The sequence below is a fragment of the Sutterella sp. genome, from assembly GCF_030539355.1.
In the GTDB taxonomy this organism is placed as follows: Bacteria; Pseudomonadota; Gammaproteobacteria; order Burkholderiales; family Burkholderiaceae_F; genus Sutterella.
The window spans coordinates 16,268-28,458 of the sequence record NZ_JAUNSF010000025.1 but is presented as its reverse complement, the minus strand read 5'-3'; the positions used below and the strand labels follow the sequence as shown (position 1 = coordinate 28,458).

Below are 12,191 nucleotides of genomic sequence, written 5' to 3'. Positions count from 1 at the left end.
ACCTCGCGGGGCGGGGAAGTTTCGCCGCCCCGTCCGGGCCTTAAGACCACGGAAATAGGGGCTCGTTAAACTTCCGGCTTCAGAATCCGGTCCGAGGGGCGCTGTCCCGGTCCGGCTCACCAGAACAACAAGGGAATCTTCACAAACCATGTCCGATTTCGATCGCTGCGTCATCGCCACCCGCGAAAGCCCGCTTGCCATGTGGCAGGCCCTGCATGTCCAGGCACTCCTGCGCGACCGCTATCCCGGCGCCCAGGTCGACCTCCTCGGCATGACGACCCGCGGGGATCAGATCCTCGACCGCACGCTCTCGAAGGTGGGCGGCAAGGGCCTCTTCGTCAAGGAGCTTGAGACGGCCATGGAGCGCGGCGAGGCCGACCTCGCGGTGCATTCGCTCAAGGACGTTCCGATGGTGCTCCCCGAGGGGTTCGAGCTCGTCGCCGTCTCCGAGCGTGAGGATCCGCGCGACGCCTTCGTGTCGCCGAAGTACGCCTCGCTCGACGAGATGCCCGCCGGCGCCCGCGTCGGCACCGCGAGCCTGCGCCGCGAGCTGATGCTCCGCATGCGCTACCCGCACCTGCAGGTTCTTCCGGTCCGCGGCAACGTCGGCACGCGCCTGCGCAAGCTTGACGCGGGTGAGTACGACGCGCTCGTGATGGCCTCCGCGGGCCTGAAGCGCCTCGAGCTCCATGACCGCATCCGCATGATCATCCCCGCCGAGGTGAGCCTGCCGAGCCCCGGCCAGGGCGCGCTCGGCATCGAGATCCGCGAGGGCGACAGGAAGATGGAGGAGGCGCTCGCCTTCATCAACTGCCCCGAGACCCGCGCCTGCTGCTTCGCCGAACGCGCCGTGTCGCGCGCCCTCGGCGGCTCCTGCCAGGTTCCGCTCGCCGCCTACGCGATCGTCGAGAACGGGGAGCTCTGGCTGCGCGCCCTCGTCGGCAACCACCACACCGGCGAGGCGGTCACCTCCGAGGCCCGCGGTCCGCTCTCGGACCCCGAGGGCGTCGCCGCGACCGTCGTCGCAGATCTGCGCGCGAAGGGCGCCGAGGCCTTCCTCGCCGCCTGCCTCGGCGCGTAATACCTTCTGTCGCCTCAAGCAAACGGGCGGCGCTCCCGCCGTCCGTGCGCGCCGGGCGTTAGCATAGAAGAACAAAAGTAACGGACTGCGTCCCCCGACGCGGCCGCTGCCAGTTTCTCCCGTGTCCGGGCGCTGTCCCGGGCACGACGGCATCTCTTCGAAGCAAGGATCTTTCATGAGAACCGGGACACCCGGGCAACGTCCGGTGATTCTGATGCGCCCGGGCGAGGCGAACAACCGCCTTGCCGAGCTGCTTAGCGCGGACTGCGCCGACATCTGGCGCTGGCCCGCCTTCACGATCGAGCTCCCCGAGGAAACGGAGATTGTCGCCGAACGCCTCGCGCACCTCGATGACTTCGAGATGGTCGTGCTCCCGAGCCCGTCCTCGGTGACGGCCGTGGCGCACTGGGTGCGCGAGTGGCCCGCCCACATCACGCTCGCCACGGTGGGCGAGGGCACGGCCCGAGTGATCCGCGCGGCCTGGGGCGACGAGGTGAAGCTCATCTATCCCGAGGGCGCCGCGGAGAAGTCCGGCAGCGAGGCGCTCTGGACGCTCGTGCAGGCGCACGGCGCCCCGTCGCGCGTGCTCTTCCTGCGCGGCCAGACCGGCCGCGAGTGGCTCCCGGACCAGTTCCGCCGCATCGGCAGCGACGTGGTGGTGCTCTGCGCCTACGTGCGCGTCCCGCTCGAGCTCTCGGCCCAGGATCTGCAGCAGCTTCAGCAGGCGACGTCCGGTCCCTCGCCCGTCGTCTACATCACGAGCACGGACGCCGTTGACGTGCTGATGCACGCGGTGCGCCCCGTGCAGAACGGCCGCGAGTGGCTCACCCGGGGCGTGGCGGTGACGATTCATCCGCGCGTGATGGCGCGCCTCAAGGAAGCCGGCTTCCGGCACGTCGAGATCACCGAGACCGGGGACCAGGACGTGCGCGCGCACGTGCTCGCGAACCTCCGGGCCGACTGAGACCCCTCGTCGTCACTTCCGCACAAAAGAGAAGCGCCGCCCTGTGAGAGAGCGGCGCTTCTGCATTTCAATGTCCCGCGCGGTTACTTCTTCATCGCGTCGAAGAATTCCGCGTTGGTCTTCGTGGCCTTGAGCTTGTCGAGGAGGAATTCCATCGCCTCGAGCTCGTCCATGTCGTAGAGGAACTTGCGCAGCACCCAGACCTTCTGGAGCACGTCGGGCTTGAGGAGCAGCTCCTCGCGGCGGGTGCCCGAGCGGTTGAGGTTGATGGCCGGGTAGACGCGCTTCTCGGCCATGCGGCGCTCGAGGTGGATTTCGTTGTTGCCCGTGCCCTTGAACTCCTCGTAGATGACGTCATCCATGCGGGAGCCCGTGTCGATGAGCGCGGTGCCGATGATCGTGAGCGAGCCGCCTTCCTCGATCTTGCGGGCCGCGCCGAAGATGCGCTTCGGGCGCTCGAGGGCGTTGGCGTCCACGCCGCCCGTGAGCACCTTGCCCGAGGACGGGATCACCTGGTTGTAGGCGCGCGCGAGGCGGGTGATGGAGTCAAGGAGGACGACCACGTCGCGCTTCGACTCGGCGAGGCGCTTCGCCTTCTCGATCACCATCTCGGCGACCTGCACGTGGCGCACGGCCGGCTCGTCGAAGGTCGCGGCGACCACCTCGCCGCGGATGGTGCGCTGCATCTCGGTGACTTCCTCGGGGCGCTCGTTGACGAGGAGCACCATGAGGACGACGTCGGGATAGTTCGTGGAGATCGCGTGGGCGATGTGCTGCAGCAGAACCGTCTTGCCGGACTTCGGCGGGGCGACGATCAGCGAGCGCTGGCCCTTGCCGATCGGGGCGATCATGTCGATGATGCGGCCCGTGAGGTTCTCGTCGCCGCGCATGTCGCGCTCGAGGACGAGCGGCTCGTTCGGGAAGATCGGCGTGAGGTTCTCGAAGAGCATGCGGTGCTTCAGGGCCTCGGGCGACAGGCCGTTGACGTTGTCAACGCGCACGAGGGCGAAGTAGCGCTCGCCGTCCTTGGGAATCCTCACCTCGCCCTCGATCGAGTCGCCGGTGTGGAGGTTGAAGCGGCGGATCTGCGAGGGCGAGATGTAGATGTCGTCCGTGCTCGCGAGATAGCTCGTGTCCGGGCAGCGGAGGAACCCGTAGCCGTCGGGGAGGATCTCGAGGGTGCCGTCGCCGTAGATCGTCTCGCCGAGCTTCGCCTTCTTCTTGAGGATGGCGTACATGAGCTCCTGCTTGCGCATGCGCTGGGAGTTCTCGACCTCAAGCGCCGCGGCCATGTCGAGCAGCTGTGAGATGTGCAGGGATTTCAGGTCTGAAAGATGCATTGGGTGTTTCCGGAGGAACTCCCCCGGGAAAAAGGCGTGCACGTGCGAGCTCGGGGCACGCCCGAGAGAGGAACGTGCCGCTCGTCGCGCGGACTCCTGTTCCGCGGGCGGTCATCCGGCAGCAAGGTGTGGGATGAATTTGTGGATTTGCGCACCCTCCTCTGCGGAGGGCACCTTCTGCAGCGGGGGCGGAGGAAACCGCCCGCGGCGCTCGGAGCCGTGATTCACGGCCGGGGCGAACGGGAAAACGTTCGGCCCGCTTCTGGCAGAAAGAAATGCTGCTCGCCTCCCTCGTCGGTTCCGGGGCCGCACCGGGCCGGAGGAACAGGGGGAGGCGGAGCTTCATCGGCTCGCTTCCACGAGGGGGAAGAGCCGGGAGACGAAGGATATCAGAGGTACTGCTCGATGAAGGCGTTCAGCGTCGCCTGATCGCAGGCGCCGGTGCGCTGGCCGACCACTTCGCCGTTCTTGAAGGCGATGATGGTCGGGATGCCGCGGACGCCGTACTCGCCGGCCTTGCCGGAGGACTGGTCGCAGTCGTACTTGGCGATGATCGCGCGGCCGTCATACGTCTGGGCGGCCTCCTCGAGGCGCGGCGCGAGCATGCGGCAGGGACCGCACCACGTGGCCCAGAAGTCCACGAAGACAGGGGTCTCGCTCTTGACGGTCTTATCAAAGTCGGCGTCGGTGATGTGAAGGATTTCGCTCATCGCTGAAAAGCTCCGGAATTTCCGTCTCCTCACGCTCTTCGGGGGGCAGGTGCGCGCACCTGTGGCGCGGACTGCCTCCTGCCGCCTCGGGGCGGACAGGGCGTGAAGGATTCGGTGGAAATATGGGGAAAGGGAAAGCGGCCCCCGGGAGGAGCGCTCGGGCTCCGGGGAGTGCTTCCGGAAGAAAGGTGATTCACGGCCCGTCTCCGGTGCCGGAGGAAGCCGCCGCCCTCCTCGGGAAAGGAGAGCTTCGAAGTTGCGGTGAATACTAGCACCACGGCGCGGACTCCTCCCCGGAGTTTTACCTGAGGGACGCATTCTTTTGCAAAACGATTGTCTCTTCCCTATACTCACGCACTTGGCGGGTCCCCTCGCATGCACGCCCCGGAAACCTGGTCAGGTCGGGAACGAAGCAGCCATACTGGTGTGCGCGCAGTGCCGAGGACAAGGCTCGCCATTTTCATGCCTGCTCGAAACGCACCCGCGCCGCCCGGGGATGCCGCCGCCTGACCGTTCGCTAGAATGTGCGCACGTCAGGTTTTTTTGTGCCCGCGCCCAAGGCGGGCGCAGTCGCAGAACGCAGATTTCCCTTCGAGATGAGCAGCTACCAGGTACTCGCGCGCAAATGGCGCCCCCATGACTTCGAGTCGATCGTCGGACAGGACCACGTGGTCACCGCGATCACGCGCGCGCTCACCGAGGGGCGCCTGCACCACGCCTACCTCTTCACGGGCACGCGCGGCGTGGGCAAGACCACCATCTCGCGAATCTTCGCCAAGGCGCTCAACTGCCAGGGCCCGGACGGCAAGGGCGGCGTGACCGCGCATCCCTGCGGCGTCTGCGAGGCCTGCCGCGCCATTGACGAGGGCCGGTTCGTCGACTACATCGAGATGGACGCGGCCTCGAACCGCTCCGTCGAGGACATGACGCAGCTCCTCGAGCGCGCGATGTACGCGCCGACCGAGGGCCGCTTCAAGGTCTACATGATCGACGAGGTGCACATGCTCTCGACGACGGCCTTCAACGCGATGCTGAAGACCCTCGAGGAGCCGCCCGAGTACGTGAAGTTCATTCTCGCGACGACGGATCCGCAGAAGGTGCCCGTCACGGTGCTCTCGCGCTGCCTGCAGTTCTCGCTGAGGAACATGACGCCGGCGGCGATCGTCGATCATCTCGAGCACATCCTCAATGAGGAGAAGATCGGCTTCGAGCGCCCGGGCCTGAGGCTCATCGCCGAGGGCGCGAGGGGTTCGATGCGCGACGCGCTCTCGCTCCTTGACCAGGCCATCGCCTACGCGGGCGGCACCGTCACGGACCACGCGGTGCGCGAGATGCTCGGGCTTACGAGCGAGAACGCGCTCGCCGGCATCCTGCGTGCGCTCGCCGCCGGTGACGCGCCGAAGATGATCGGCTACGCCGACGACATGCTCCGCGAGAGCGCGTCCTTCGGCGAGGGGCTGCGCGGCCTCGCGGCGATGCTCCACAAGATCGCGCTCATGCAGCGCGTGCCCTCCGCGGTCGCCCAGGACGACCCCGGCTACGCCGAGATCGCCGAGCTCTGCGGACTCCTCTCGCCCGAGGAGGTGCAGCTCTGCTACCAGATCGCGCTGCACGGCCGCAATGACCTCGTGCTCGCCCCGGACGAATACGCGGGCTTCACGATGACGCTGCTGAGGATGCTCGCCTTCAAGCCGGCGGGATCCCGCGCGGCGCCCCCGTCCCGTGACGGCGGCGGCCGTCCTGCGGTGCCTGCCCCTGCGGCGGCCCCGGCTCCCGCCGCGGCTCCTGCGCCTGCGCCGGCCCCCGCGCCCGCGCCCGCGGCCGCTCCCTCGGAGCCGCCTCCCTGGGAGGACATTCCTGCCGGAGACTCCCGGCGGGGAGAGCAGGGCGCCGGCTGAGACGCTCCCCGGGGCGCGCAAGGACGCGCCTCTCAGCTGGCGGGAAATCATCGAGGGAGCGGGCCTCACGGGCCCCCTGAAGTCTCTTGCGGTCCAGTCCCAGGTGACGGATCTCACGGATGCTCGCGTACAATTGCGCCTCGGCGTGCAGTCGCTCCTCACGGACGCGAACCGCCGGCTCCTTGAGGACCGCATCTCGGCCTGGCTGGGACACCCCTTCTCGGTGGCCTTCGAGGTCGCCGAGGCCGAGGCCGGAAGCACCGTGGCCGATGAGGAGCGCGAGCGGGCAGCCGCGGCGCGCAGGGAACTCATCGAGCGCTTCAAGCGCGATCCGGTCGTCAAGGAAATCGTCCGTGTCTTCAACGGCACGGTGGATGAAGCGTCCGTCCGCGAACTCACCGCGGACGAAAAGAACTGAAAGATTTTTTCGAGGAGAAACACATGCGAGGCATGGGTGGTGGCATGGGCGGCATGGGCGGACTGATGGCCCAGGCCCAGAAGATGCAGCAGAAGCTCGCCAAGGTTCAGGAAGAGCTCAAGGCGATGGAGTTCACGGGCGAGGCCGGCAACGGCGCCGTGAAGGCCACGATCACGGGCGGCCACGAGTGCCGCAAGATCACGATCGATCCGGCCGTCGTCGACCCCGATGACATCGAGATGCTCGAGGACCTGATCGTGCTCGCGATCAACAACGCCGAGACGGTCTGCCGCGAGAAGAGCGAGGCCGCGATGCGCCAGGCGGTTCCGCTGCCCCCCGGCATGAAGCTGCCGTTCTGAGGATGAAGGCGGAGCCTTCCGCTTTTCCTATCCCCGCAAGCAAGCCCCGGCTGAGCGGAGCGCTGACGGACGAGTCCCCGGAGGACTCCCCGTGCAGCCCGCCGCGGGGCTTTTTTCTTGATTCATCCTCGGCGATGACGCGGAGGAAATAAATGCTCCTCAACAGCACTGAAATCGATTCGATCCTCTTCTCGGACTGCCCGTACGAGGACCTCACGACCGAGGGACTCGGCATCGGCGAGGCCCGCGGCCGCATCACCGCGAAGCTGAAGGCCGAGGGCGTCGCCGCCGGCCTTGAGATCGCCGCGGCGCTCTTCGAGCGCGCCGGCGCCCGCGCCGAGCTCCTCGCCCGCGAGGGCGACGTGCTCCCGGCCGGCACCCCGGTGATGATCATCGAGGGCCGGGCGAAGGCGCTTCATGCCGCCTACAAGATGGCGCAGTGCGTGATGGAGTACGCGGGCGGTATCGCCGGCCGCACCCGGATGATGGTCGAGGCGGCGCGCGCCGAGCGCCCGGAGGTTCAGGTCGCGGGCACCCGCAAGCACTGGCCGGGCGGAAAGCGCATCGCGCTCGCCGGTCTCCTCGCGGGCGGCGGCATCGTGCACCGACTCGGTCTCTCCGACTCGATCCTCGTCTTTGACCAGCACCGCGTCTTCGCGAGCGACTTCGACGCGGCCTTCCGGGCGCTGCGCCTGCGCAGTCCCGAGCGCAAGATCGCCGTCGAGGCGGGCGACCCCGCCGAGGCGATGCACTTCCTCGAGCTTGGCGCCGACATCGTCCAGTGCGAGCGCTTCGCGCCCGAGGTGTTCGAAGCGTTCGCGCGCGAGGCTCGGGCCGCGGCCCCCGGCGCCGTGCTCACGGTCGCGGGCGGCGTGAACGCGGAGAATGCCGCTGCCTATGCCCGCGCGGGCGCGGACATTCTCATCACGAGCTGGCCCTACTGGGCGAGGCCCGCCGATGTGAAGATGGCCTTCGAGTCCCTGGAGGGCGGCAATGGCGATTGAACCGTCGCCCGCGATCGCCGCGCTCATCCGCGCCCTGGAGGCGCTTCCCGGGTACGGTCCGAGAAGCGCCCAGCGGGCGGCCTTCTTCCTGCTCGCCCCCGAGAGCCAGAAGAAGCTTCAGGCCCTCAGGGAGGCGCTTGACGGCGCCATGCACGTGCGCCGCTGCCGGCTCTGCCGCACCTGGTGCGAGAACGAGCTCTGCGCGGTGTGCTCGGACGCGACCCGCGACCGTTCGCTCATCTGCGTCGTGGAGAGCGTCCAGGACCAGATGGCGCTCGACGCGTCGCTCTCCTGGCCGGGGCTCTACTTCGTGCTCTCCGGAAGGCTCTCGCCCTTGGACAACGCGGGGCCGGGCGAGATCGGACTCCCGGAGCTCGCCGAGCGCATCGAACTCGGCCTCAGGGAGGACGGTCTGCGCGAGGTAGTCGTCGCCACCTCCTACACGCCCGAGGGGGACGCAACCGCGTACTATCTGATGAGCATGGTGAAGAAGCGCTGGCCGGACCTGCGCATCACCCGTCTCTCCAGGGGGCTCCCCTCGGGGCTCGAGATCGAGTACACCGATCTTGCCTCGATCGCGGGCGCGGTCGAGGACCGGCGCGGCCTCTGAGAGGCCGGAAACCACAGGATTTTTTTCTCCAACTCGCAAGGATTTCCCGATGAGTACCGAAAATGTGCGCAGTGCGCTCCTTGAGGCCCGTGAGGCGCTCAACAACCTGATCGCCTCCGAGGGGACGCTCGAGGCCGTTGACCGCGCCGGCGAACTGATGGCGGAGACGATCCGCGCCGGGGGCCGCATCTTCTCGTGCGGCAACGGCGGCAGCCTCTGCGACGCGATGCACTTCGCCGAGGAGATGACCGGGCGCTACCGGAAGAACCGCCGCCCCTACTCGGCCACCGCGATCGCGGACGCCTCGCACCTCGCCTGCGTCGCCAACGACTTCGGCTACGAGGAGGTCTTCTCGCGCTACATCGAGGGCACGGCCCGCCCGGGCGACGTGCTCCTCGGCATCACCACCTCGGGCACGAGCAAAAACGTGGTGCGCGCCGCCGAGGCCGCGAAGCGGATGGGCGTGAAGGTCGTCGCGCTCACGGGCAAGGCCGGCACCCCGATCACGGAGCTCGCCGACGTCGCCATCGTGACGCCGGGCGGCCGCTACGCCGACCGCGTGCAGGAGCTGCACATCAAGTGCATCCACATCCTGATCGAGCTCGTCGAGCGCCGCCTCAACCCCGAGAACTACGCGGACGAATAAGCGCCGGACGAAGAGAGGGAGGGGGCGAATGAAGTTTCTGGGGCGCCACTGGGGAAAAATCCTCTGGGTCATCTTCTGGACCTACATCGCAACGCTCGAGGGCAAGGACGGCACGCCTCCGCTCCTTGAGAAGGACACGCTCATCTCGCTTGACCTCATCGTGCAGCCGCCCCTCGTCTTCTGGATCTGCACGCGGGCGGGCGCGAAGTGGCTCCGCTGGCTCTGGGCAGCCTCGATGGTGTTTCTTCCTGTGGTGGGCGTCATCCTCCCGGCGCTCGTCTATCGCAGGAGTCTCTTCGGCGGCGCGCCGCGTCCGCGGGAAAAGGCCGCGCCGGTCGTTCCTTCCGGCAGCCCGGTCGAGCACTCGGTGCAGGATGACCTCCTGGCGGCCGACGAGCGTCGCCTGAGGGCGGGCATGAGGCCCGTCATCGCGGATGCGACGGGGCTTCCCTTCATGATGCTCGCGCCCGACTACCTTCTCTGCCGGCTCGAGGGCATTGCCGTGGACGAGAGCGCCGGGACGAACGGCATGAAGGACTATCTCGGGGTGCTCGATCCCCGGCGCACGGGGCGCGGGCAGGGTCCGGACGATCTCGTGCCCTTCGGCGACGCGTGCGAGTTCGTCCTCACGAACGAGTGGTTCTTCCTGCGGTCCGAGAAGGGTGACGTGCGGCGTCTCCCGCGCGCCGAGATCGGGTCGGTCGCGCGCACGGCGACGGGTATCCGCCTCAGTTTCGTCACCGGCCCGGTCTTCGAGGCGAACCTCACCGGCGCGCGGTACTCGCTCGTCGAGGCAGCCTGCCGCTATCGCGAGACGCGGGCGGCTGAGGTGCAAGCGTGAGTAACCTCCGGGCTCCGAACCCGGGGCGCTTTTGCTAAAATTTCGCCCGTTCGCAAAGAATTCATGCAGGGGCGGCGCTCGATCGAGGTGTCGCCCTTGAATTTTGGCCTCGGAGCCGCCCCGTTCCCGAAGGGGGACGGACGCGCCCGGCCGTCGCGCAGACGCGATGCCCGAGAGGTGCCCAGCAAAGAGCCGGCCCGGAGCCGCCGCTTCAGATTTCCTCCTTTTTGAACTTCCAGACAGACATGCTCAACCGCATTCCCATCACCGCCGCCGGCGCGGCCAAGCTCAAGGCAGAACTCGAGTACCTCAAGAAGACCGCCCGTCCGAACGTCGTCGCGGCCATCGCCGAGGCGCGCGAGAAGGGCGATCTCTCGGAGAACGCCGAGTACGATGCCGCCCGTGAGGAGCAGGGCCACATCGAGGGCCGCATCGCCGAGCTCGAGGGCAAGATCCCCGCGCTGCAGATCATCGACCCGAAGGAGGTCGCCGGCGACCGCATCGTCTTCGGCGCCACCGTCACGCTCTACAGCGAGGACGAGGACGTGAGCGTCACGTACCAGATCGTCGGCGACGACGAGGCGGACATCAAGCGCAACCTCATCTCCGTCTCCTCCCCGATCGCCCGCGCGCTGATCGGCCGCGAGGAGGGCGACACGGTCAAGTTCATGGCCCCGAAGGGACTCGTCACCTTCGAGGTCGAGGCGGTCGAGTACATCTGACCCTTCCCCGGGCGGCGCCGCCCTCCTCAGGCGGCCCGGCCCAGAGGAAAAGGGAGGCCCCGGTCAGACGGGAACCTCCCTTTCTGGAAAAAAGAATTCTTCCCCCCGTGCCCGGGTGCCGCGCAGGTGCGCGGCCTTCCGGGCGGAGGAAAAGCATCAGCCGAGCGCGGCCTTCTTCGTCTTCCTCGTCGTCTTCGGGCGGGCGCGGCGGCGCGGAGCCTCGGCCTTCTTCACCTTCTTCTCGCCGGGCTTCTTCGAGGCGACCTTCTTCGGCTTCGGAGCCGGGGCCTCGAGGCCCTTCGCGGCGGCCTCGGCGCGAGCGATCCAGGTCTCGGCGTCGACGTCCTCGTCCTCGTCGGCCGGGCGCCAGAGCACCAGGATCTTGCCGATCATCTGCACGCGGGCGCAGCCGAGCTCCTCGGCGATCTGCGCGTAGATGGCCTCGCGCTCCTCGCGGTCGTCCGTCGGGACGCGAACCTTGATAAGCTCATGGGCCTTGAGGGCGCGGTCGATTTCCTTCATCACCGCCTCGGTGAGGCCGTTGGCGCCGAGAAGAACGACGGGGTCCACGTGGTGGGCCTGGGCGCGCAGTTCGAGGCGGGCGGCGCGGGAAAGTTCAATTTCACTCATTTTTCATTCACTGGTTTATTCGGTTCGTCCGCCGGATGCCCCGGGATGCCCCGGCGCTGAAAAAAAAGTCTGCGGTCCGGACGGACGATAGGAAGAAGTTTTGGGAGGGCGAGAATGCCCGTTTCGAACAAGAAACTCAGATCTAACCGCGCCTGGATCGAACGGCACATCAATGATCCGTTCGTGAAGCGCTCAAGGGCGGAAGGGTACCGTGCCCGCTCCGTCTACAAGCTCATCGAGCTCGACGAGAAGGAGCATCTGCTGCGTCCCGGTCTCACCGTCGTGGATCTCGGATCCGCTCCGGGCAGCTGGACGCAGGTCGTTCGTGAAAAGCTTGTCGATCGCGAGGGCAATGTCCGCGGGCGCATCATCGCCATGGACATCCTGCCGATGGACCCGATTGACGGGGTTCACTTCCTGCAGGGCGATTTCCGCGAGCAGTCCGTCGCCGATCAGCTCGCCGCGATTCTAAACGGAGACAAGGTCGACGTGGTTCTTTCGGACATGGCTCCGAACCTCTCGGGCATCGCCGCGGCGGACGCGGCCAGATCGCTCCTGCTGAACGAACTCGCCCTTGAGTTCTGCGTCGAGCACCTCGCGCCCAAGGGCGTCTTTGTGACGAAGGCCTTCCAGGGCTCGGGCTACTCGCAGTACGTCGAGGCTCTGAAGAAGGTCTTCCGCAAGGTCGCGGCGAAGAAGCCGGCCGCGTCGCGCGACACCTCGGCCGAGGTCTACCTCGTCTCGCGGGAGCTGAAGAACCCGTGACCGCAGGGCGGGGCGCGGAGAGTCGCAATAAATTTTTTCGATTGACAGCGCTCCGTACTTCAAAACACCCGCGGGGGACCCGAGCCTGCGGGTGTCGCTCGCTACAATTAACGGTATTTCGCATCATTCGCGGCCGCCGGCCGAACCTCGGAATCCGGCTTCAGGCGGCGAAACCACAAACAACAGACAAGCGGGACCGTCCC

Annotated in this window: 14 protein-coding genes and 1 other RNA gene; 12 read left to right on the top strand and 3 right to left on the bottom strand. The window is 67.5% G+C overall.

Annotated features, from left to right (window positions below; translation table 11 throughout):
- The first annotated feature begins 148 nt into the window (after window positions 1–148).
- Together hemC and Q4F91_RS05915 are read left to right on the top strand one after the other, a co-directional pair.
- Window positions 149–1,081 (top strand): hydroxymethylbilane synthase, encoded by a 933-nt coding sequence (gene hemC, locus Q4F91_RS05920; protein WP_303335641.1) that lies wholly within the window; start codon window positions 149–151, stop codon window positions 1,079–1,081.
- A gap of 175 nt (window positions 1,082–1,256) precedes the next feature.
- Window positions 1,257–2,045 (top strand): uroporphyrinogen-III synthase, encoded by a 789-nt coding sequence (locus Q4F91_RS05915; protein WP_303335639.1) that lies wholly within the window; start codon window positions 1,257–1,259, stop codon window positions 2,043–2,045.
- 83 nt (window positions 2,046–2,128) lie between these two features.
- Here Q4F91_RS05915 and rho read toward each other — a convergent pair whose 3' ends face one another.
- Window positions 2,129–3,385, bottom strand: a complete 1,257-nt coding sequence (gene rho, locus Q4F91_RS05910; protein WP_303335637.1) for a transcription termination factor Rho — start codon at window positions 3,383–3,385, stop codon at window positions 2,129–2,131.
- A gap of 389 nt (window positions 3,386–3,774) precedes the next feature.
- A complete protein-coding gene (gene trxA, locus Q4F91_RS05905; RefSeq protein ID WP_303335635.1) occupies window positions 3,775–4,095 on the bottom strand; it encodes a thioredoxin in 321 nt (106 codons plus the stop codon).
- Between the two features lie 360 nt (window positions 4,096–4,455).
- On the opposite strand from trxA, the gene ffs reads away from it, so the two are divergent.
- The 9 genes from ffs (at window position 4,456) to greA (ending at window position 10,593) form a co-directional block, all read left to right on the top strand.
- Window positions 4,456–4,554: signal recognition particle sRNA small type (gene ffs, locus Q4F91_RS05900), an RNA gene on the top strand.
- 137 nt (window positions 4,555–4,691) lie between these two features.
- Entirely contained in the window at window positions 4,692–5,993 is a 1,302-nt protein-coding gene (gene dnaX, locus Q4F91_RS05895) for a DNA polymerase III subunit gamma/tau (protein WP_303335632.1), read from the top strand.
- Window positions 5,994–6,096: 103 nt separating this feature from the next.
- Window positions 6,097–6,411 carry a hypothetical protein gene (locus tag Q4F91_RS05890; RefSeq protein WP_303335596.1) on the top strand — a complete coding sequence of 105 codons (315 nt, stop codon included), beginning with the start codon at window positions 6,097–6,099 and terminating at the stop codon, window positions 6,409–6,411.
- 23 nt (window positions 6,412–6,434) lie between these two features.
- Window positions 6,435–6,770 carry a YbaB/EbfC family nucleoid-associated protein gene (locus tag Q4F91_RS05885; RefSeq protein ID WP_368660976.1) on the top strand — a complete coding sequence of 112 codons (336 nt, stop codon included), beginning with the start codon at window positions 6,435–6,437 and terminating at the stop codon, window positions 6,768–6,770.
- Between the two features lie 152 nt (window positions 6,771–6,922).
- The gene (gene modD / locus Q4F91_RS05880) at window positions 6,923–7,774 is read left to right on the top strand and encodes a ModD protein (protein WP_303335593.1); all 852 of its coding nucleotides are present in this window, start codon (window positions 6,923–6,925) and stop codon (window positions 7,772–7,774) included.
- Window positions 7,764–8,384 (top strand): recombination mediator RecR, encoded by a 621-nt coding sequence (recR, locus tag Q4F91_RS05875; protein ID WP_303335591.1) that lies wholly within the window; start codon window positions 7,764–7,766, stop codon window positions 8,382–8,384. Before modD ends, recR begins: the two co-directional genes overlap by 11 nt.
- Before the next feature lie 49 nt (window positions 8,385–8,433).
- Window positions 8,434–9,030, top strand: coding sequence for a D-sedoheptulose 7-phosphate isomerase (gene gmhA, locus Q4F91_RS05870; RefSeq protein WP_303335588.1), 597 nt, complete (start codon window positions 8,434–8,436; stop codon window positions 9,028–9,030).
- 28 nt (window positions 9,031–9,058) lie between these two features.
- Window positions 9,059–9,871 (top strand): hypothetical protein, encoded by an 813-nt coding sequence (locus Q4F91_RS05865; protein ID WP_303335585.1) that lies wholly within the window; start codon window positions 9,059–9,061, stop codon window positions 9,869–9,871.
- Between the two features lie 245 nt (window positions 9,872–10,116).
- Window positions 10,117–10,593: a transcription elongation factor GreA gene (greA, locus tag Q4F91_RS05860; protein WP_303335583.1), complete on the top strand. Its 477-nt coding sequence runs from the start codon at window positions 10,117–10,119 to the stop codon at window positions 10,591–10,593.
- A gap of 156 nt (window positions 10,594–10,749) precedes the next feature.
- On the opposite strand, the gene yhbY is transcribed toward greA, so the two are convergent.
- On the bottom strand, window positions 10,750–11,223 hold the full coding sequence (yhbY, locus tag Q4F91_RS05855; protein ID WP_303335580.1) for a ribosome assembly RNA-binding protein YhbY: 474 nt from the start codon (window positions 11,221–11,223) through the stop codon (window positions 10,750–10,752).
- 114 nt (window positions 11,224–11,337) lie between these two features.
- On the opposite strand from yhbY, the gene Q4F91_RS05850 reads away from it, so the two are divergent.
- Window positions 11,338–11,988 (top strand): RlmE family RNA methyltransferase, encoded by a 651-nt coding sequence (locus Q4F91_RS05850; RefSeq protein WP_303335577.1) that lies wholly within the window; start codon window positions 11,338–11,340, stop codon window positions 11,986–11,988.
- The last annotated feature ends 203 nt before the right edge of the window (window positions 11,989–12,191 follow it).

Bases quoted from the DNA above. Each gene is read 5' to 3' on its own strand.
- gmhA (WP_303335588.1), top strand. From the start codon at position 8,434: ATGAGTACCGAAAATGTGCGCAGTGCGCTCCTTGAGGCCCGTGAGGCG.
- dnaX (WP_303335632.1), top strand. From the start codon at position 4,692: ATGAGCAGCTACCAGGTACTCGCGCGCAAATGGCGCCCCCATGACTTC.
- Q4F91_RS05885 (WP_368660976.1), top strand. From the start codon at position 6,435: ATGCGAGGCATGGGTGGTGGCATGGGCGGCATGGGCGGACTGATGGCC.
- recR (WP_303335591.1), top strand. From the start codon at position 7,764: ATGGCGATTGAACCGTCGCCCGCGATCGCCGCGCTCATCCGCGCCCTG.
- yhbY (WP_303335580.1), bottom strand. From the start codon at position 11,223: ATGAGTGAAATTGAACTTTCCCGCGCCGCCCGCCTCGAACTGCGCGCC.
- hemC (WP_303335641.1), top strand. From the start codon at position 149: ATGTCCGATTTCGATCGCTGCGTCATCGCCACCCGCGAAAGCCCGCTT.
- modD (WP_303335593.1), top strand. From the start codon at position 6,923: ATGCTCCTCAACAGCACTGAAATCGATTCGATCCTCTTCTCGGACTGC.
- greA (WP_303335583.1), top strand. From the start codon at position 10,117: ATGCTCAACCGCATTCCCATCACCGCCGCCGGCGCGGCCAAGCTCAAG.
- Q4F91_RS05850 (WP_303335577.1), top strand. From the start codon at position 11,338: ATGCCCGTTTCGAACAAGAAACTCAGATCTAACCGCGCCTGGATCGAA.
- Q4F91_RS05915 (WP_303335639.1), top strand. From the start codon at position 1,257: ATGAGAACCGGGACACCCGGGCAACGTCCGGTGATTCTGATGCGCCCG.
- rho (WP_303335637.1), bottom strand. From the start codon at position 3,385: ATGCATCTTTCAGACCTGAAATCCCTGCACATCTCACAGCTGCTCGAC.
- Q4F91_RS05865 (WP_303335585.1), top strand. From the start codon at position 9,059: ATGAAGTTTCTGGGGCGCCACTGGGGAAAAATCCTCTGGGTCATCTTC.
- trxA (WP_303335635.1), bottom strand. From the start codon at position 4,095: ATGAGCGAAATCCTTCACATCACCGACGCCGACTTTGATAAGACCGTC.